The organism is Labedella phragmitis, assembly GCF_004078635.1.
In the GTDB taxonomy this organism is placed as follows: Bacteria; Actinomycetota; Actinomycetes; order Actinomycetales; family Microbacteriaceae; genus Labedella; species Labedella phragmitis.
Map to the genome: position 1 here is coordinate 98,289 of NZ_RZNB01000005.1, position 19,226 is coordinate 117,514.

17 protein-coding genes and 1 tRNA gene are annotated in these 19,226 nt (G+C 70.1%); 13 read left to right on the plus strand and 5 right to left on the minus strand.

Annotated elements, in window-relative coordinates; translation table 11 throughout:
• Nucleotides 1–76: 76 nt before the first annotated feature.
• A complete protein-coding gene (locus tag ELQ90_RS12580; protein ID WP_128495640.1) occupies nucleotides 77–319 on the minus strand; it encodes a copper homeostasis protein CutC in 243 nt (80 codons plus the stop codon).
• Between the two features lie 182 nt (nucleotides 320–501).
• Nucleotides 502–2,154: a dolichyl-phosphate-mannose--protein mannosyltransferase gene (locus ELQ90_RS12585; RefSeq protein WP_243696168.1), complete on the minus strand. Its 1,653-nt coding sequence runs from the start codon at nucleotides 2,152–2,154 to the stop codon at nucleotides 502–504.
• A gap of 60 nt (nucleotides 2,155–2,214) precedes the next feature.
• Between ELQ90_RS12585 and rsmI the strand changes: the two genes are divergently transcribed.
• The 9 genes from rsmI (at nucleotide 2,215) to ELQ90_RS12630 (ending at nucleotide 12,216) form a co-directional block, all read left to right on the plus strand.
• Nucleotides 2,215–3,039 carry a 16S rRNA (cytidine(1402)-2'-O)-methyltransferase gene (rsmI, locus tag ELQ90_RS12590; RefSeq protein WP_128495642.1) on the plus strand — a complete coding sequence of 275 codons (825 nt, stop codon included), beginning with the start codon at nucleotides 2,215–2,217 and terminating at the stop codon, nucleotides 3,037–3,039.
• Between the two features lie 75 nt (nucleotides 3,040–3,114).
• Nucleotides 3,115–4,695 carry a methionine--tRNA ligase gene (gene metG / locus ELQ90_RS12595; protein WP_128495643.1) on the plus strand — a complete coding sequence of 527 codons (1,581 nt, stop codon included), beginning with the start codon at nucleotides 3,115–3,117 and terminating at the stop codon, nucleotides 4,693–4,695.
• A 5-nt stretch (nucleotides 4,696–4,700) separates the two neighbouring features.
• The gene (locus tag ELQ90_RS12600; protein ID WP_128495644.1) at nucleotides 4,701–5,594 is read left to right on the plus strand and encodes a TatD family hydrolase; all 894 of its coding nucleotides are present in this window, start codon (nucleotides 4,701–4,703) and stop codon (nucleotides 5,592–5,594) included.
• On the plus strand, nucleotides 5,587–6,435 hold the full coding sequence (gene rsmA / locus ELQ90_RS12605) for a 16S rRNA (adenine(1518)-N(6)/adenine(1519)-N(6))-dimethyltransferase RsmA (protein WP_128495645.1): 849 nt from the start codon (nucleotides 5,587–5,589) through the stop codon (nucleotides 6,433–6,435). The genes ELQ90_RS12600 and rsmA overlap by 8 nt, the downstream gene beginning before the upstream one ends.
• Before the next feature lie 67 nt (nucleotides 6,436–6,502).
• On the plus strand, nucleotides 6,503–7,438 hold the full coding sequence (locus tag ELQ90_RS12610; protein ID WP_128495646.1) for a 4-(cytidine 5'-diphospho)-2-C-methyl-D-erythritol kinase: 936 nt from the start codon (nucleotides 6,503–6,505) through the stop codon (nucleotides 7,436–7,438).
• A gap of 90 nt (nucleotides 7,439–7,528) precedes the next feature.
• Nucleotides 7,529–9,340 (plus strand): ABC-F family ATP-binding cassette domain-containing protein, encoded by a 1,812-nt coding sequence (locus ELQ90_RS12615; protein ID WP_128495647.1) that lies wholly within the window; start codon nucleotides 7,529–7,531, stop codon nucleotides 9,338–9,340.
• A 180-nt stretch (nucleotides 9,341–9,520) separates the two neighbouring features.
• Entirely contained in the window at nucleotides 9,521–10,438 is a 918-nt protein-coding gene (locus tag ELQ90_RS12620) for a MetQ/NlpA family ABC transporter substrate-binding protein (RefSeq protein ID WP_128495648.1), read from the plus strand.
• Nucleotides 10,439–10,528: 90 nt separating this feature from the next.
• Complete coding sequence (locus ELQ90_RS12625) at nucleotides 10,529–11,557, plus strand: methionine ABC transporter ATP-binding protein (protein WP_128495649.1); 1,029 nt, start codon at nucleotides 10,529–10,531, stop codon at nucleotides 11,555–11,557.
• Nucleotides 11,557–12,216 (plus strand): methionine ABC transporter permease, encoded by a 660-nt coding sequence (locus ELQ90_RS12630; protein WP_128495650.1) that lies wholly within the window; start codon nucleotides 11,557–11,559, stop codon nucleotides 12,214–12,216. The genes ELQ90_RS12625 and ELQ90_RS12630 overlap by 1 nt, the downstream gene beginning before the upstream one ends.
• A 37-nt stretch (nucleotides 12,217–12,253) precedes the next feature.
• Here the strand turns inward: ELQ90_RS12630 and ELQ90_RS12635 are convergent, their stop codons facing one another.
• Nucleotides 12,254–12,775, minus strand: a complete 522-nt coding sequence (locus ELQ90_RS12635) for a MarR family winged helix-turn-helix transcriptional regulator (protein WP_128495651.1) — start codon at nucleotides 12,773–12,775, stop codon at nucleotides 12,254–12,256.
• 109 nt (nucleotides 12,776–12,884) lie between these two features.
• Here ELQ90_RS12635 and ELQ90_RS12640 point away from each other — a divergent pair.
• The 4 genes from ELQ90_RS12640 (at nucleotide 12,885) to ELQ90_RS12655 (ending at nucleotide 16,829) form a co-directional block, all read left to right on the plus strand.
• Nucleotides 12,885–12,956: transfer RNA gene (locus ELQ90_RS12640), tRNA-Gln, on the plus strand.
• A 1-nt stretch (nucleotide 12,957) separates the two neighbouring features.
• A complete protein-coding gene (glmU, locus tag ELQ90_RS12645) occupies nucleotides 12,958–14,403 on the plus strand; it encodes a bifunctional UDP-N-acetylglucosamine diphosphorylase/glucosamine-1-phosphate N-acetyltransferase GlmU (RefSeq protein ID WP_279432139.1) in 1,446 nt (481 codons plus the stop codon).
• A gap of 56 nt (nucleotides 14,404–14,459) precedes the next feature.
• On the plus strand, nucleotides 14,460–15,437 hold the full coding sequence (locus ELQ90_RS12650; RefSeq protein ID WP_128495652.1) for a ribose-phosphate diphosphokinase: 978 nt from the start codon (nucleotides 14,460–14,462) through the stop codon (nucleotides 15,435–15,437).
• A gap of 90 nt (nucleotides 15,438–15,527) precedes the next feature.
• Complete coding sequence (locus ELQ90_RS12655) at nucleotides 15,528–16,829, plus strand: APC family permease (RefSeq protein WP_128495787.1); 1,302 nt, start codon at nucleotides 15,528–15,530, stop codon at nucleotides 16,827–16,829.
• 73 nt (nucleotides 16,830–16,902) lie between these two features.
• Here the strand turns inward: ELQ90_RS12655 and ELQ90_RS12660 are convergent, their stop codons facing one another.
• Together ELQ90_RS12660 and gndA are read right to left on the minus strand one after the other, a co-directional pair.
• A complete protein-coding gene (locus ELQ90_RS12660; RefSeq protein WP_128495653.1) occupies nucleotides 16,903–17,733 on the minus strand; it encodes a CPBP family glutamic-type intramembrane protease in 831 nt (276 codons plus the stop codon).
• Nucleotides 17,734–17,758: 25 nt separating this feature from the next.
• Nucleotides 17,759–19,216 (minus strand): NADP-dependent phosphogluconate dehydrogenase, encoded by a 1,458-nt coding sequence (gene gndA, locus ELQ90_RS12665; RefSeq protein ID WP_128495654.1) that lies wholly within the window; start codon nucleotides 19,214–19,216, stop codon nucleotides 17,759–17,761.
• Nucleotides 19,217–19,226: the final 10 nt, after the last annotated feature.

Genomic DNA, 19,226 nt, shown 5'->3' on the forward strand with positions numbered 1-19,226 from the left:
GCTCATCGGGGCTTGCGGCGCGAGCGCTCCCCGACCCGTGGTCGGATCCCGTCCGCCTCCGTGGCGGCCGACCGGGTCAGCAGGGCAGCGCGTCCCGGATGGCGATGGAGGCGTCCTCGCCCGTCGTCTCGTGATCGGGGCCGCCGGCGCGGGCGTCCGACCCGAGCGAGAGCGCGGGGGCCGACGCTCCCGATTCGATGCGCTTGGCGGAGGCGTGGACGGCGTCGACACCCGTCGCAGCGATCAGGGCGGCGTTCGAGGCGTCGACACTCGCCCCCGCCATGATCTGAACGCTCCCGTCGGCTCGACGCGGCGTCACGATATCCGACCTCGTCGGGGACCTCGTCGCGACGGGGCTCGTCGTCGAGCACGGCACGCAGGCGCCGAGCGGCCGGGGGAAGCCCGGTGTCCTCGCGTCGACGTCGACCGCGGAGGGCTCCACGTCGTCGCGATCGACCTGTCGCGACCCGACGGCTACGTCGGCGCCGTGTACAAGCTGCTCTAGATCCACCCGGGCAGCCAGTAGTGCAGGCGGATGAAGACGTCGGTCGACCACGTCGCCGTCCACAACGGGTACCAGAACGCGCTCAGGAGCACGGCGACAACGAGGAAGACGCCCACGGCGATCATGCCGGCCGTCCGCCTCCCCGGATCGTCGCCCCGACGTCCGGCGATCGCGGCGATCGCGTAGGTCAGGCCGAGGAGGAGGTAGGGCTCGAAGGTGATCGTGTAGAACTGGAAGACGGTGCGGTCGGGGTAGAGGAGCCACGGGACGTACCCCGCGACGACCCCGGTGAGCACGAGGCCGATCCGCCAGTCCGGACGCACGAGCATGCGGTACACGAGGAACAGCAGAGCGGCGATCGACGCCCACCAGATGACGGGGTTCGCGATCGAGGTGATCGCCTCGGCTCCACCGGGCGTCGCTGAGTACCACATCGACGTCGGCCGGACGAGGAGCAGCCACCCGTACGGCGACGCCTGGTAGGGGTGTGGCGAGATCAGCCCGACGTGGAACGCATACATGGACTGGTGGTAGTGCCAGAGGCTCTGGAGCGCCGTCGGCACGAAAGCGAACGGCCCCGTCCACGCGTTGCCGGGCTGGTCCGCCCACGTACGGTCGTAGCCGTCGTCGCCGAGGAGCCACCCCGTCCAGCTCGCGAGGTAGACGAGGAACGCGACGGGGACGAGCAGGACGAACGTCGCGGGACCCTGGCGGAGGATCGCCGCGCTCCAGAAGAACGGGATGCCCGCTCGGCGCCGCGCGAGCGCATCGACGACCACGAGGTAGACGCCGAAGACCGCCAGGAAATACAGACCCGACCACTTGACGCTCGTCGCGAGCCCGAACGCCAACCCGGCCGCGAGCACCCACGGTCGGTTCCAGAGCACGGGTCCCCACGAGTGCCGCGGATCGCTTCCGCTCCGCACGACCCAGTCGTCGAACCGCCGCCGGGACCACTCCCGGTCGAGCAGTACCGCACCGACGCCGAGGAGGGCGAAGAACATCACCATCGTGTCGAGCAGCGCGACGCGCGACATGACGATCGCGTGACCGTCGATCGCGAAGAGTCCGCCCGCGACGACGGCCAGCAGGGTGGACGAGAAGAGCCGACGCGCGATGAGGGTGAGAAGGAGCACGGCGAGAGTGCCGATGACGGCGGTCGCGATCCGCCATCCGGCGCTGTCGGCGCCCTGGCCCATGAGCGCCATGCCGAGGCCGATGATCCACTTGCCGAGCGGCGGGTGCACGACGTAGCTCGGGCTGTCGAGCCACGCGTTCACGTCACCGCCCGCGAACGCGTCGTCCGCTGCTTCCGGCCAGGAGCGCTCGGCTCCCGTGTTCCAGAGCGTCCACGCGTCCTTGACGTAGTAGGTCTCGTCGAACACGAGGGCGTGGGGGTGGCCGAGATTCCAGAGCCGCAGCACGGCGGCGACGAGCGTCACGACCGCCGGGCCGGCCCACCACCACAGCCGCCGGTACCCGGGGGAACCGGCGAGGGCGCTCCACCAGGACTCGACGCGAGTCGACAGTGCCGGTCGTCCGGGGGAGGAGGGAGGCTCCCGGTGCTCGACTCCCTCGTCGGGTCCATCGAGGAGGACGTCGTCGAAACTCGCACTCGCGCGCTCGCCGTCCTGGCCGGTTGCCGTCACGCTGACCATGCTAGGTGCTCGGCCGGTCCCGGGCCGTCGAGCGGCTGTCAGACTGGGGGCATGATCGTGCTCGGAGCGACCCCCATCGGCAACCTCGGCGACGCGTCGCCCCGACTCGTGGAGGCGCTCCGCTCCGCTCCCGTCGTGGCCGCCGAGGACACCCGCACGACGATGCGGCTCCTCTCGGCCCTCGGGATCGAGGAGCGCCCGCGACTCATCGCCCTGCACGACCACAACGAGCGCGAGCGGAGCGCCGACCTCGTCGAGCTCGCGCGCGACACCGACGTCCTCGTCCTGAGCGACGCGGGGATGCCGACCGTGTCGGATCCCGGGTACCACCTCGTGGAGGCCGCCGTGGCCGCCGGTATCCGCGTGACGGTCATCCCCGGACCGAGCGCCGTCATCGCGGCGCTCGCCGTCTCCGGGCTGCCGACCGACCGCTTCAGCTTCGAGGGCTTCCTCCCGCGGAAGCCCGGGGAGCGGCGCTCGACGTTCACGGCCCTCGCGGGCGAGCCGCGCACGATGGTGTTCTTTGAGTCGCCACAGCGCCTCGCCGAGAGTCTCGCCGCCGCCGCGGAGGTCTTCGGCGCGGACCGGAGGGCGGCGGTCTGCCGCGAGCTCACGAAGCACTTCGAGGAGGTCCGCCGCGGAGGTCTCGCCGAGCTCGCCTCGTGGGCGGCCGATGGGGTGAAGGGGGAGATCTGCCTCGTCGTCGAGGGGGCGGCGCCCGCGACGCTCTCCCTCGCGTCGGGAACCGAGCAGGTCCTCGCGCTCGTCGGTGCCGGTGCCCGTCTCAAGGAGGCGTCGGCGGAGGTCGCCGAGGCGACGGGACTCGGTCGACGGGAGCTCTACCAGGCCGCCTTGGAGGCCCGACGGCCGTCCTGACCGTGCTCCGGAAGGCCCTGCGGCCCTCCCGTCACACGGCGCCCCGAGGCCCCGCCGCGTCCTAGGATTGACTCCATGTCTTCAGGCCGTTCCTTCTACATCACGACGCCGATCTTCTACGTGAACGACGCCCCGCACATCGGGCACGCGTACACGGAGGCGGCGACCGACGTGCTCAGCCGCTGGCACCGCCAGGCCGGTGACGACACGTGGTCCCTCACGGGCACGGACGAGCACGGCGAGAAGATCATGCGCACGGCCGTCGCGAACGGCGTTACGCCGAAGGAGTGGGCGGACCGCCTCGTCGCCGAGGCGTGGAAGCCGCTTCTCGAGACGATCGACGTCGCGAACGACGACTTCATCAGGACCACCGACCCGCACCACGAGCACAACGTCCAGGTCTTCCTGCAGAAGCTCTACGACGACGGCCACATCTACGCCGGCGAGTACGAGGGCTACTACTGCGTCGGTTGTGAGGAGTACAAGCAGTCGAGCGAACTCCTCGACGGAACGGGCGAGTACGAGGGTCAGCTCGTGTGCGCCATCCACTCGAAGCCCGTCGAGCTGCTCCGCGAACGCAACTACTTCTTCCGCATGAGCGCCTTCGCCGACCGTCTGCTCGCGCTCTACGAGGAGCAGCCCGACTTCGTCCAGCCCGACTCGGCGCGCAACGAGATCGTCCAGTTCGTGAAGCAGGGACTCAACGACCTCTCGATCTCGCGCTCGAGCTTCGACTGGGGCGTGAAGGTGCCATGGGACGAGAGCCACGTCGTGTACGTGTGGTTCGACGCGCTCCTCAACTACGCGACGGCGGTCGGCCTCTCCGATGATCCCGAGCAGTTCGCGCGCCGCTGGCCCGCGACCCACGTGGTCGGGAAGGACATCCTGCGGTTCCACTCGGTCATCTGGCCCGCGATGCTCATGGCCGCGGGCCTCGAGGTCCCGAAGCAGGTCTTCGCGCACGGCTGGCTGCTCGTCGGCGGCGAGAAGATGTCGAAGTCGAAGCTCACGGGCATCGCTCCCCGCGAGATCACCGACACGTTCGGGTCCGACGCGTTCCGCTACTACTTCCTCCGCGCGATCGCGTTCGGGCAGGACGGCTCCTTCAGCTGGGAGGACCTGCACGCGCGCTACCACGCCGAGCTCGCGAACGGCTTCGGCAATCTCGCGTCACGGGTCATCGCCATGGTCGGCCGGTACGTCGACGGCGTGCTCCCCGCTCCGGGCGAGTCGACGGCCGCCGAGGACGAGATCCAGCGCATCGTCGCCGAAGCGACGGCGAACGCCGATGCGGCTATCGACCGCCTCGCGCTCCACGAGGCGATCGGTTCGGTCTGGACGATCGTCGACGCCCTCAACGGCTACATCACGGAGCAGGCGCCGTGGGTGCTGGCGAAGGACGAGACACAGCGCGACCGGCTCGCGACGGTGCTCTACACGGCCACGGAGGGGCTCCGCGCACTCGCCGTGCTGCTCTCGCCCGTGCTCACGACGACCACGCCCGTGCTGTGGAGCGCGATCGGCGCCGAGGCGGCGCTCGGCGCGTTGCGCGACCAGCCGATCCGTGATGCCGGCCGGTGGGGTCAGCTGCCGGCGGGCGCGACGGTCGCACCGCTCGAGCCGCTCTTCCCGCGCATCGAGCTCGCGACGTCCTGAACGCCATGGCGGACGCATCGCACGTGAGGTCCCGTTCCGACCAGGGACGGCGTGATCGGAGTTGGCCGGACGAGCCGGTGCCGCTCGCGGTGCCCGTCTACGACAACCACACCCACCTCGAAGTCGCCGACGGCGACGACCCGCTCGACCTCTCGACGCAACTCGCGCGGGCCGTCGCGGCGGGAGTCCGTGGCGTCGTCCAGGTGGGCACCGACGTCGCGACGTCGATCTGGAGCGCCGAGCTCGCCGCGGTCGACCCCCGCGTGCTCGCGGCCGTCGCGATCCACCCGAACGATGCTCCGGAGCTCGCGGCCGCCGGCGAGCTCGACGCGGCGATCGAGACGATCGCCGCACTCGCGTCGAGGCCCCGGGTCCGCGGCGTCGGCGAGACGGGGCTCGACTTCTTCCGCACCGGCGAGGACGGGCGGGACGCGCAGTTCGCAGCCTTCGAAGCGCACATCGACATCGCGAAGCGCTCGGGGACCGCGCTCCAGATCCACGATCGCGACGCCCACGACGCCGTCGTCGAGACCCTCCTGCGCGTCGGCGCCCCCGAGAAGACGGTCTTCCACTGCTTCTCGGGCGACGAGGACCTCGCGCGCATCTGCGCCGAGAACGGCTGGTACCTCTCGTTCGCCGGCACCGTGAGCTTCTCGAACGCCGCGGGTCTGCGAGCCGCTCTCGCGGTGGCGCCGCGCGAGCTCGTGCTCGTCGAGACGGACGCGCCCTACCTCACGCCGACGCCGTTCCGCGGCCGCCCGAACGCGCCGTACCTCATCCCGTACACGCTCCGCTCGATGGCCGCGACGCTCGGCGTCCACGAGGACGAACTCGCCGCCGACATCACCGCGAACACGGAGCGCGTGTACGGCTCGTGGGACGACGGCCTCGATGCCTGACGTGCGCTTGCTCGGGCCCGCGGAGATCCGCGACCTCGCCGAGGTGCTCGACCTGCAGCCGACGAAGAAGCTCGGGCAGAACTTCGTGATCGACGCCAACACCGTGCGTCGGATCGTGTCGGTCGCGGGCGTTCGAGCGGGGGAGACCGTCGTCGAGATCGGTCCGGGGCTCGGGTCGCTCACGCTCGGGCTGCTCGCCGCCGAAGCCGCGGTCGTCGCCGTCGAGATCGACGGTCGGCTCGCGGAACAGCTCCCGAAGACGGTCGGGCTGCTGGCTCCCGACGCCGACCTCACCGTCGTGCACGAGGACGCCCTCCGGATCGCCGAGCTCCCCGGCGACCCCGTCCGCCTCGTCGCGAACCTGCCGTACAACGTGTCCGTACCCGTGCTGCTGCACTTCCTCGAGCGCTTCCCTTCGCTGCGCTCGGGCGTCGTCATGGTGCAGGCGGAGGTCGGACACCGGCTCGCGGCCCTGCCGGGATCGAAGATCTACGGGTCACCGAGCGTCAAGGCGGCCTGGTACGGCCGGTTCCGCACGGCCGGGAATGTCGGCCGGCAGGTCTTCTGGCCGGTGCCGAACGTCGACTCGGTGCTCGTCGCGTTCGAGCGCGCCGACGAGCAGCCCGGTGACGAGAGCCTGCGTCGGGCGACCTTCGACGTCGTCGACAACGCGTTCGGGCAACGACGGAAGATGTTGCGTCAATCGCTCGCCCCCCTCTTCGGTGATTCGTCACGCGCGATCGCCGCGCTCGAGGCCGCGGGAGTCGCCGCGACCGCGCGCGGCGAGGAGCTCGAGGTCGATCGATTCATCGCGATCGGTCGCGAACTCCTCGCGGTCTGACCGTCGGCCCGACGCGACTACCGGAGAGGGGAAGTGGAGCGCTTTCCCGCTGGTCTAGGTTGGAGGCATGGGAGCCACTGCCGCGCGTCAGCCCGTACGGGTGCGTGCACCGGGGAAGATCAACGTCTTCCTCCGGGTGGGTGAGGTGCGTGACGACGGCTACCACGACGTCGCGACCGCCTACCAGGCCGTGTCCCTCTACGAGGACGTCGTGGCCCACGACGCTGACGGCTTCTCCGTCGAGTTCTCGGGCTCGGTCGACGTCTCGTCCCTGCCCACCGACGGGTCGAACCTCGCGATCCGAGCCGCCCGAGCCCTCGCGCGCCGCACGGGACATCGCGGAGGCGTGCATCTCGACATCGAGAAGAACGTGCCCATCGCCGGAGGCATGGGCGGTGGTTCCGCGGACGCCGCGGCGACCCTCGTCGCGTGCGACGCGCTGTGGGGCACCGGACTCCCGAAGGAGCAGCTCCTGAAGCTCGCCGCGCGGCTCGGGGCCGACGTGCCGTTCGCGCTCATGGGAGGCACCGCGATCGGGACGGATCGGGGCGACCGGCTGTCCCCGGCGCTCGCCCGCGGCTCCTTCCACTGGGTGGTCGCCTTCTCGGATGAGGGGATGTCGACGCCCGCCGTCTACACGGCCCTCGACGCGCACCGTGAGCGGTACGCCGCGGACATCCGACCCGCCTCGACGGCCCCGTCGGTGGATCCCCACGTCCTGCACGCCTTGCGCGCGGGCGACCCCGAGATGCTCGCCGACTGCCTGTCGAACGACCTGCAGGCGCCGGCCCTGCGCTTGCGTCCGGAGCTCGCGGACGTGCTCGAACTCGGGGAGACGAGCGGAGCCCTTGCCGGCATCGTGTCCGGATCGGGACCGACCGTCGCGTTGCTCGCCTCCGACGTCGAGTCGGCGATCGACCTCCAGGTGGCACTGAGCGCGTCGGGTCTGCGGGCGGCTCGCGTGACCGGTCCGGTCGGTGGCGCTCGCGTCGTCTCCGACTGACGGCCCCGCTGCTCGACGGTCGACCCGCGGCGGAACCGAGCGGGAGATCCGGCGGCGTCGAGGTCGGCGAAGCGCGGGTAGTCTCGAAGGGTGGCACATCTTCTCGGGGCTGAACGGCTCCGCCTCGAGTACCCGACCCGCGTGGTCTTCGACGGCGTCACCGTCGGTGTCTCCGAGGGCGACCGTATCGGCGTCGTCGGGCGCAACGGCGACGGCAAGTCGACCCTCCTCTCGCTCCTCGCCGGACGGCTGCAGCCCGACGACGGCCGCGTGACGTCGCGTCGGGGCGTCACGATCGGCATGCTCGACCAGGGCGACGTCCTCGATCCCTCGCTCACGGTGTCGGCGGCGATCGTCGGCGACCGGGCCGAGCACGAGTGGGCGGGTGACGCACGGGTCCGTGACGTCATCGCGGGTCTCGTCTCCGACATCGCCTGGGACGCGGAACTCTCGACCCTCTCCGGCGGCCAGCAGCGCCGCGTCGCGCTCGCCGCGCTCCTCGTCGGCGACTGGGACGTCGTCATGCTCGACGAGCCGACCAACCACCTCGACGTCGAGGGCATCGCGTGGCTCGCGCAGCACGTCCGGTCCCGCTGGAGCGCCTCGTCCGGCGGTCTCGTGGTCGTGACCCACGACCGGTGGTTCCTCGACGAGGTCTCCACCACGACGTGGGAGGTGCACGACGGGATCGTCGAGGCGTTCGAGGGCGGCTATGCCGCGTACGTCCTCCAGCGCGTGGAGCGTGACCGGATGGCGGCGGCGTCCGAGTCCCGTCGGCAGAACCTCATGCGCAAGGAGCTCGCCTGGCTGCGGCGCGGCCCGCCCGCGCGCACGTCGAAGCCGAAGTTCCGGATCGACGCCGCGACCGAACTCATCGCGGACGAGCCGCCCGCTCGCAACAGCATCGCGCTCTCGCGGCTCGCGACGGCCCGCCTCGGCCGCGACGTCGTGGACCTCGAGGACATCAGCGTCGAGTTCGGCGGAAAACGTGTCCTCGACGGCATCACGTGGAGGATCGCCCCGGGCGAGCGCACGGGGATCCTCGGCGCGAACGGCGCGGGCAAGTCGACTCTCCTCTCCCTCGTCTCCGGCACCCTGGAGCCCTCGACGGGCCGCGTGAAGCGCGGGAAGACCGTCAACGTCGCGACGCTGTCGCAGCGCCTCGAGGAGCTTGAAGGCCTCGAGCACGAACGCGTGCGGGACGTCGTGGGTCGCTTGCGCACGGCGTACTCGATCGGCGGGAAGGACCTCTCACCCGGTCAACTGCTCGAACGGCTCGGGTTCTCGAGCGCGCAACTGTCGACGGCGATCGGGGAGCTCTCGGGCGGCCAGCGGCGACGCCTCCAGCTCCTGCTCGTCCTGCTCTCGGAGCCCAACGTGCTCATCCTCGACGAGCCGACGAACGACATGGACACCGACATGCTCGCGGCGATCGAGGATCTTCTCGACGAGTGGCCCGGCACGCTCCTCGTCGTTTCCCACGACCGCTACCTCGTCGAGCGCGTGACGGATCAGCAGTACGCGGTGATCGGGGGGAAGCTGCGGCACCTGCCCGGCGGTGTCGACGAGTACGTGCGCTTGCGTGCCCTCGAGGACGACGCGCGCTCGGGGACGCTCCACGAGTCGTCGTTCGCCGCGTCGACGGCGTCCGCCGCTGCCGCGCCGACCGCGTCCGGGCTGAGCGGATCCGAGCGGCGCGCGGCCGAAAAGGAGCTCTCGGCCGCCGAGCGCCGCATCGCGAAGCTCGAGAGCGAGAAGGCGGCACTGCACATGCAGCTCGCCGAGTCCGACCAGAGCGACTACGAGAACCTCGGCGTCCTGCAACGCCGTCTCCAGGAGATCGACGAGGAGATCGACGGCCTCGAACTGCGTTGGCTCGACCTTCAGGAGCAGTTGGGCTAGAACGGTGTTGCTCCGCCGACCCGACGGGTTCCGCCGGCGCGTCATGTTCCGCTGTGTTACGTGTCTGTCGGGACGGTCCCCGAGCCGTGCCTACCCTGGATGACGGTGGCGCTGCAGCAGTGCGCCCCCCCCGGATCACAGCATCCAGCACCAGCACCCGCACCAGCACGGAGGAACCACATGCCGAACGCCTTGAAGCTCACCAGGAAGATCGCCGCAGCCGTCTCGGGGATCGCGGTCGTCGGACTGCTCGCCGGGTGCGGAGCGGGCTCGGGTGCCGGAAGCGCCGAGGACAAGGGCACGGAGTCGAACCCCGTGAAGATCGGCGTCGTCGGCGCGAGCGACCCGTATTGGGAGACCTACGTCGACGCCGCGGCGGACGAGGGCATCACGGTCGAGCTCGTCGACTTCGCCGAGTACACGCAGCCGAACCCCGCGCTGTCGGCCGGCGAGATCGACATCAACCAGTTCCAGCACATCGTCTACCTCGCGCAGTACAACGAGGAGGCCGGTGAGGACCTCCAGCCGATCGGCTCCACCGCGATCTACCCGCTCCCGCTCTACTCGACGCAGTACGACTCGGTCGAGGACATCCCCGACGGCGCCGAGATCGCGATCCCGAACGACGAGAGCAACCAGGCCCGCGCGCTCCTCGTGCTGCAGTCGGCCGGGCTCATCGAGCTCGAGGGCGGCGGCAGCATCTTCTCGACGCCCGACGAGATCGTCGCCGCCGACTCGCGCGTCACGGTGACGCCGCTCGCCGCCGACCTCACGGCGACCTCGCTTCCCGACGTCGCCGGTGCGATCATCAACAACGACTTCGCCACGAAGGCGGGACTCTCGCCCGACGACGTCATCGCGGAGGACGACCCCAACGACCCCAACGCCCTGCCCTACGTCAACATCTTCGCGGCGCGCTCCGACGACGTCGACAATGAGACCTACGCGCAGCTCGTGGAGATCTACCAGGACACGAAGTCCGTGACGGACGGCGTCGTCGAGAACTCGGGCGACACCGCCGTGATCCTGAAGACCCCGGTCGAAGACCTCCAGTCGTCGCTCGAGGACGTCCAGGCGGACATCGCCGAGGCGAGCTGACGCGTCCCGACGAACCACCCGCGTAATGCGGCGACCGCGACCCGGTCGCCGCATTCGCACGTCACCGAGACCCACACAGAAGGAGCACTCGTGCCTCTCGTCCAGATCCGAGACGTGACCAAGGTGTATCCGGCCTCGACACGGGGAGGCGAGCCCGTCCGCGCGATCGACGGCGTCGACCTCGACATCGAGGAGGGCGACGTCTACGGCATCATCGGGTACTCCGGCGCGGGCAAGAGCACGCTCGTGCGGCTCGTGAACGCCCTCGAGTCGACGACCTCCGGCAGCATCATCGTCGACGGCACCGACATCACGACGCTCTCGGAGCGCGAGCTGCGGAAGCTGCGGCTCGGCATCGGCATGATCTTCCAGCAGTTCAACCTCTTCTCGTCGCGGACCGTGCGCGGCAACATCGCGTACCCGCTGCAGGTCGCGGGGCGTCCCAAGGCGGAGATCCGGGCGCGCGTCGACGAGCTGCTCGACTTCGTCGGCCTCGCGGACAAGGCGTCCAACTACCCCGACCAGCTCTCGGGAGGACAGAAGCAGCGCGTCGGCATCGCGCGCGCTCTCGCGACGTCCCCACGCATCCTGCTCGCCGACGAGGCGACGAGCGCGCTCGACCCCGAGACGACCCATGAGGTCCTCGGCCTGCTCCGCACCGTCAATCGGGAGCTCGGGGTCACGATCATCGTCATCACGCACGAGATGGACGTCGTGCAGTCGCTTGCGACGAAGGTGGCGGTCATGGAGAAGGGCCGCGTCGTCGAGAGCGGTGACGTCTTCGACGTGTTCTCGAGGCCGCAGTCGCCAGCATCGCAGCGCTTCGTCTCGACCGTCGTGAAGGGTGTCCCGTCGGACATCGATCTCGAGGCACTGCGCGCCCGGCATTCCGGGCGATTCGTCACGGTGACCTTCCGCGACGGGGGAGCGAGCCAGTCGGACGTCTTCCTCGAGTTCGGTCGCGAGGGCATCGGCTTCGAGCTCGTCTACGGCGGGGTCAACGAGATCCAGGGGCGGGCGTTCGGCAACCTGACGCTCGAACTCACGGGTGCCGACGAGCGCATCGACGCCGTCATCGACCGATTGCGCGAGCGCGTCGAGATCGTGGAGGTGGTGTGATGGACGCCGTCATCGACCTCGCTCCGCTGTTCGCCGAAGCGGCCTTCGAGACCCTCTGGCTCGTCTTCGCGAGCCTGCTGTTCGGCGGCATCGGCGGGCTCATCGTCGGGCTCGCCCTCTACGTGACGCGAGCGGGCAACCTCTTCGCGAACCGTGTCGTGTTCGGCGTGCTCAACGTCATCGTCAACATCTTCCGGCCGATCCCGTTCATCATCTTCCTGACGGCGTTCCAGCCGCTCGCGCGCCTCGTGATCGGAACCGGCATCGGGACCGAGGCGGCGATCTTCACAATCTCTCTCGCGTCGACCTTCGGCATCAGCCGCATCGTGGAACAGAATCTGCTCACGGTGTCTCCTGGTGTCATCGAGGCGGCCCGCGCCGCCGGTGCCGGCCCGCTGCGCACGATCCTCACGATCGTGATCCCCGAGGCGCTCGGCCCGCTCATCCTCGGCTACACGTTCGTCTTCGTGGCCATCGTGGACATGTCCGCCGTCGCCGGTGTCATCAACGGAGGCGGACTCGGTGCGTTCGCCATCCAGTACGGTTTCCGGCAGTTCGAACCGGCCGTCACGTGGACGTCGCTCGCGATCGTCATCATCCTCGTGCAGGTCGTGCAGTTCCTCGGCAACGGGCTCGCCCGGAAGGTGCTGCGCCGCTGAGCCGAGCCGGCGTTCCGGTCGTCGTCCCGGTCGCCGCTCAGGAGAGCTGGGCGTTCTCGCCGACCTGATCGAAGTCCACGCTGAGCTTCCGGAGGAGGCCGGCGAGGCGCGCCCGGTCGGACGCCGTGAGGCTCGCGAGCAGCTCGGCCTCGGCGTCGACGAGACGCGTGATCGCGGCGTCGACTCGCGTCAGCCCCGTCGGCGTCATCACGACGAGGATGCCGCGTCCGTCGTGTGGATCGGTCCGGCGCTCGACGAGTCCGGCGGCGACGAGCCTGTCGATACGATTCGTCATGGTGCCGCTCGAGACGAGGGTCTGCTGGAGCAATTGCTTCGGACTGAGCATGTAGGGCTCACCGGCCCGACGGAGCGCGGCGAGCACGTCGAACTCCCACGACTCGAGCTTGGACCGCGCGAACGCCTGTCGACGTGCCCGGTCGAGGTGGCGCGTCAAGCGGGACACGCGCGACAGCACCTGGAGGGGGGAGAAGTTGAGATCCGGTCGCTCGCGCTCCCACGCCTCGACGATCCGGTCGACCTCGTCGCTCTGCTCCGCCATGGACCCATTATCGCGGTCCACCCGACGGGCGGCACCGCGCGAGCGACCACCGGATGGGTGCTCCCGATCTGGCAGACTGGAGCGGTGCGTCGGTTCGGCCGCCGCACGGTCCGCCTTGGTGTAACGGCAGCACGACAGCCTTTGGAGCTGTTAGGACCAGGTTCGAATCCTGGAGGCGGAGCGTGAGCGAACAGACCCCCCGTGACTCAGCCCTCGCCGTCGTCATCCTCGCCGCCGGGCAAGGGACGCGCATGAAGTCGGCGACGCCGAAGCTGCTGCACACCCTCGCGGGCGTCCCGATCCTCGGGCACGTCCTCGCCACGGCTCGAGCGCTCGGCGCCGAGCACGTCGTGACGGTCGTACGGCACGAACGCGACCGCATCGCCGACGTCGTGTCGCGCGAGCTCCCGGAGAGCCTCGTGGTCGACCAGGACGATGTTCCCGGCACGGGGCGAGCGGTCGAGCAGGCCGTCGAGGCGCTCCCCGGTGGTTTCGATGGCGACGTCCTCGTCGTGAACGGCGACGTCCCGCTCCTCGACTCGGACACGCTCGCGCAGCTGCTCGCGCGCCACCGCGCCGGCGAGGCCGTCGCGACGATCCTCTCCGCGGTCCTCGACGACGCGACGGGCTACGGCCGGGTCGTTCGCTCGGAGGAGGGCGGTCTCGACCGGATCGTCGAGCAGAAGGACGCCGGTCCCGACGAGCTCGCCGTCACCGAGATCAACGCGGGCGTCTACGTGTTCTCGGTGCGATCGCTGCGCGAGCAGCTCGGGCGACTGACGACGGAGAACGCCCAGGGCGAGAAGTACATCACCGACGTCATCGGGCTCCTGCGTGAGGGCGGCCAGGAGGTCGCCGCCGTGCCCGTGTCCCAGTCCTGGGTGGTCGAGGGCGTCAACGACCGGGCGCAACTCTCGCGCCAGGCCGCCCGCCTCAACGCGCTCATCATCCAGAAGTGGCAGCTCGCGGGCGTCACCGTGCAGGACCCGTCGACGACGTGGATCGACCTCACCGTGACGCTCGCGCAGGACGTCACGATCAAGCCGGGGACGCAGCTCCTCGGGGCGACCGTCGTCGAGACGGGAGCAAGCGTCGGACCCGACACGACCCTCGTCGATTGCGAGATCGGACAGGACGCCGAGGTCCGCCGGACCGACGGAACGCTCGCGGTCATCGGCGCCGGCGCGACGGTCGGGCCGTTCGCGTACCTGCGTCCCGGCACCTACCTCGGCGCCGCGGGGAAGATCGGCACGTTCGTCGAGACGAAGAACGCGAAGATCGGCCCCCGCAGCAAGGTCCCGCACCTGTCGTACGTCGGCGACGCGACGGTGGGGGAGGGTGCCAACATCGGAGCCGGCACGATCTTCGCGAACTACGACGGCGTCGACAAGCACTCGACGGTCGTGGGCGACGAGGTCCGCACCGGGTCGCACAACGTGTTCGTCGCTCCCGTTAGAATCGGAGACGGAGCGTACACGGGTGCGGGAACGGTCGTCCGCAAGGACGTGCCGGCCGGCGCCCTCGCCATCAACGTGGCACCCCAACGGAACCTCGAGGGGTGGACGGTAGCCAACCGGCCGGGCAGTGCTGCCGCGTCGGCGGCCGAAGCGGTCGCGTCCGACGAGTAGTCCTCCAGCCGAGCATCAGAGCGCAAGAGCCGGGAAAACGGCAGGAAGCAGGCCCAGTGTCCGGCATCAAGATCAGTGGTGAGAAGCGGCTCGTGCTCGTTTCGGGACGTGCTCACCCCGAGCTCGCGGAAGCCATCGCGGAGGAGCTCGACTCCGAGCTCGTCCACACGGACGCCCGCACCTTCGCCAACGGCGAGATCTACGCGCGCTACGACGAGAGCGTGCGCGGCAGCGACGCGTTCGTCATCCAGTCGCACTGCGCACCGATCAACGAGTGGCTCATGGAGCAGCTCATCATGGTGGACGCGCTCAAGCGCGCATCGGCCAAGCGCATCACCGTCGTGGCGCCGTTCTACCCGTACGCCCGCCAGGACAAGAAGGGCCGCGGTCGCGAGCCGATCTCCGCTCGACTCGTCGCCGACCTCTTCAAGGCGGCCGGAGCCGATCGGATCATGTCCGTTGACCTCCACGCTGCACAGATCCAGGGCTTCTTCGACGGCCCCGTCGACCACCTCTTCGCGATGCCCGTCCTGCTCGAGCACTTCCGCGAGAAGCTCGACGCGTCGACGCTCACGGTCGTGTCTCCCGACATGGGCCGCGTGCGCGTCGCCGACATCTGGAGCGACAAGCTCGGTGCCCCCCTCGCGATCATCCACAAGCGGCGCGATCCCCTCGTGCCCAATCAGGTGACCGTGCACGAGATCGTCGGAGAGGTCGAGGGTCGGGTCTGCCTGCTCGTCGACGACCTCATCGACACGGGACGCACGATCGTGAAGGCGGCAGAGGCGCTCAAGGCCGCCGGCGCGATCGGTGTCGTCGTGGCCGCCACGCACGCCGTGTTCAGCGACCCGGCTCCCGAGCTCCTGCAGTCGGACGCGATCGACTCCGTCGTCGTCACGGACACCCTCCCCATCTCCGAGGCGAAGCGGTTCCCGACGCTCGAGATCCTCCCGATCGCCCCGCTCATCGCGCGCGCGATCCACGAGGTCTTCGACGACGGCTCGGTGACGTCGATGTTCGACGGCGCCGCCTGATCCCGTCAGCCGCCTGACCTCGTGCGCCGCCCGGCGTACGAGCGTCGTCACCCGCTGTTCACCGCCGCAGGGGAGCATGATCGCGTGAGCATGTCAGCGCCATCAGGGCCAGCGTCGACGCCGACGAACCCACCCGGGCTCGAACGGCGGCTGGGTCTCGGTGACGCCGTGATGATCGGTCTCGGATCGATGATCGGCGCCGGGGTGTTCGTCGTCTTCGCGCCCGCCGCGGCCTCGGCCGGCGCGCTCCTGTTCGTCGGTCTGCTCGTCGTTGCCGTCGTCGCCTGGTGCAATGCGCGTTCGACGGCCCGGCTCGCGGCGGCCCATCCGACCTCGGGCGGAGCGTACGCCTACGGTCGCGCGGAGCTCGGCCACTGGTGGGGCTTCGTGGCCGGGTGGTGCTTCGTCGTCGGCAAGACCGCGAGTTGCGCGGCGATGGCCCTCGCCGTCGCGGCCTACGCGGCCCCGGCGGAGCTCGAGCGCTACGTCGCCGTCGCTGCGGTCGTCGCCCTGACGATCGTGAACGCCCTCGGCGTGACGAAGACGGCGGTCGTCACGCGCGTCATCGTCGTGCTCGTGCTCGCGGTGCTCGTCGTCGTCGTGGCGGCGGGAGTCGCGGCGGGCGGCGCGGCAGAGGGCACGCGCGCTCTCGACGCCGCCCCGGCAGTGCTCGGGAGCGTGTACGGCGTCCTGCAGTCGGCCGGACTCCTCTTCTTCGCGTTCGCGGGATATGCCCGCATCGCCACGTTGGGGGAGGAGGTCCGTGCTCCCGAGCGCACGATCCCGCGCGCCGTGACGATCTCGTTCGTCGTCGCGCTCGTCGTCTACGCGGCGGTGGCGCTCGTCTGCATGCTGGCTCTCGGGGTCGACGGCCTCGCGGCGAGCCGCGAGCCGCTCGCCGACGTCGTCCGCGCGGCGGGGTGGGCGGAGGCAGTCCCGATCGTGCAGGCCGGGGCGGCGCTCGCGGCGCTCGGAACCCTCCTCGGACTCATGGCAGGCATCGGCCGGACCAGCTTCGCGATGGCGCGGGAGGGGGATCTGCCGCGATTCCTCGACCACGTGCACCCGCGCTCGCGCGTGCCGGTGCGGGCGGAGCTCGTGCTCGGGGGCGTCGTCGTGCTCCTCGTGCTGTTCGTCGACGTCCCGACGGCCGTCACGCTCTCGTCCGCCGGCGTCCTCGTCTACTACGCGGTCGCCAACCTCTCGGCGTTCCGTTTGGCCGCCCGCGTGCCCGCGGTGCGGGCGCTCCGTGCGACCGCGATCGTCGGCCTCGTCGGGTGCGTCGTACTCGTGCTCGCGCTGCCGCCCGTCGCGGCGGCGTCGGCCCTCGGGGTCGTGCTCTTCGGTGTGCTCGGTCGCGCGGTTGTCCTGAGGGCGCGCGACCGGACCTGATCGTCGAGGGCGCCACTTCGGTCACGAGGGCGCCACGTGGACGTGGCGCCCTCGTGCGGGTGTAGCCGTCTCGTCAGTAGAGGAAGATCGCGAACCAGTCGCGGCTGTGCGCGTGGATCAGCACGAGGAAGAGCACGAAGTCGAACAGCAGGTGAACGGCGACCACGAAGCTCAGCGACTTCGTGAGCGTGAACGTGAGTCCCTGGATCAGCGCGAAGGGGAAGATGAGGAGCGGACCCCACGCGTGGAAGCCCAGCTCCCACAGGAACGACGTGAAGATCACGGCCTGCAGGAGGTTCGCCGTCCACAGCGGATAGTGCCGCCGCAGCAGCGCGAAGCACGTGCAGATGAAAAAGAGCTCGTCCCAGATGCCGAGCGCGTTCGTGCCGAGGAACAGCCGGAACACCGCGCCGGCGTCCGTGGCCGCCGGCCAGTTCTCGAACACGCCCGTCGAGATCATGTAGACGGGCAGGATGAGATACCCGAGAGCGACGATGCCGACGAGATAGCCGTACTCACGGAGCGTCCAGCGTTTCCCGGTGAGCACGGGGAAACGCACGGCGTGATCGCGGAACCAGAACCGCGACGCCAGGTAGGGACCGAGCACGGCGGCCGCGAGCGCGGCGCCCATCACGAGCATGTGCCCCCACTCGATGTTGGTGCTGACCTCGACGAGGCTCACGACGACGATCCCGAAGCCGATGAGCGAGAGGTCGCGACCGAGCGACCGGTCGGCGACGAATCCGAGCGCGACGGCCGCGAGCAGCACGAGGTAGGCACCCGGGCGCCAGTGCAGCCCGAACATGAGCAGACCGGACACGGACAGCAGGACGCCGGGAACCAGCCGGGCGAGCGAGGTGCTCGCCGACGTGCTCCCGGCGTCCGATGCGGTGACGGTGCTCATCGTTCTCCGGTGTCCGAGGCCTCGGTCAGTGCGTGTCGACGGCGCTGATCTCGGAGCGGTCGCCCGACCACAGCGTGTGGAAGGTGCCCTCCTTGTCGATGCGCTTGTAGGTGTGCGCTCCGAAGAAGTCGCGCTGACCCTGCACGAGCGCCGCCGGCAGACGATCGGCGCGGAGGCCGTCGTAGTACGACAGCGACGAGGAGAACGCCGGGGCGGGGATGCCGGCGTGTGCCGCCGTGGCGACGACGCGGCGCCAGCTGTCCTGAGCGCCCGCGACGGCGTCGCGGAAGTACGGGGCCGTGACGAGTGCGACGAGACCGGCGTCCTCGGCGTACGCCTCGGTGATGCGGTTGAGGAACTGGGCGCGGATGATGCAGCCGCCGCGCCAGATCTTCGCGATCTCGCCCTTCTCGATGTCCCAGCCGTACTGCTCGGCTCCCGCGACGATCTCGTCGAAGCCCTGCGAGTAGGCGATGATCTTCGAGGCGTAGAGCGCCCGGCGCACGTCCTCGATGAATGTCTCGGGGTCGTCGACCGTCCAGGCGTCGCTCGGCCCGGGCAGGTCGGTCGCGGCGGCACGCTGAGCCGGCTTCGACGAGAGCGAACGGGCGAAGACGGCCTCGGCGATGCCGGAGACGGGGATGCCGAGGTCGAGGGCCGTCTGGACGGTCCAGGCGCCGGTGCCCTTGGCGCCGGCCTGGTCGAGGATGACGTCGACGAGGGGCTTGCCCGTCTCGGCGTCGACCTGCCGGAGGACCTCGGCAGTGATCTCGATGAGGTAGCTCTCGAGCTCACCGGTGTTCCACTCGGCGAACACGTCGGCGATCTCGGCGGGGGACTTCCCGGTCCCGCGGCGGATGAGGTCGTAGGCCTCGGCGATGAGCTGCATGTCGGCGTACTCGATGCCGTTGTGGATCATCTTGACGAAGTGACCGGCGCCGTCGGTTCCCACGTGCGTGACGCACGGCTCGCCCTCGGCGACCGCGGCGATCGAGGAGAGGATCGGACCGAGGGTCTCGTAGGACTCGGCGGAGCCGCCGGGCATGATGCTCGGGCCGTTGAGCGCGCCCTCCTCGCCGCCGGAGATGCCGGCGCCCACGAAGTGGATCCCGGTCTCGCGCACGGCCTTCTCGCGGCGGATCGTGTCGGTGAAGAGCGCGTTGCCGCCGTCGACGATGATGTCGCCCGGCTCGAAGACCTGGGCGAGTTGGTCGATGACGGCGTCGGTCCCGGCTCCGGCCTTCACCATGATGATCGCGGTCCGGGGGGTCGAGAGGCTCGCGGCGAACTCCTCGATCGTCTTCGAGCCGACGAAACCGGCCTCGGGGTGTTCGGAGAGGAGGGTCTCCGTCTTCTCGTATGACCGGTTGTAGACGGCCACCGTGTTGCCCTCGCGACTGGCGAGGTTACGGGCGAGGTTCGAGCCCATCACCGCCAGTCCGACCACTCCGATGTTGGCTGTTCCGTGCTCGTTCTCCGCCATGGACGGTGCT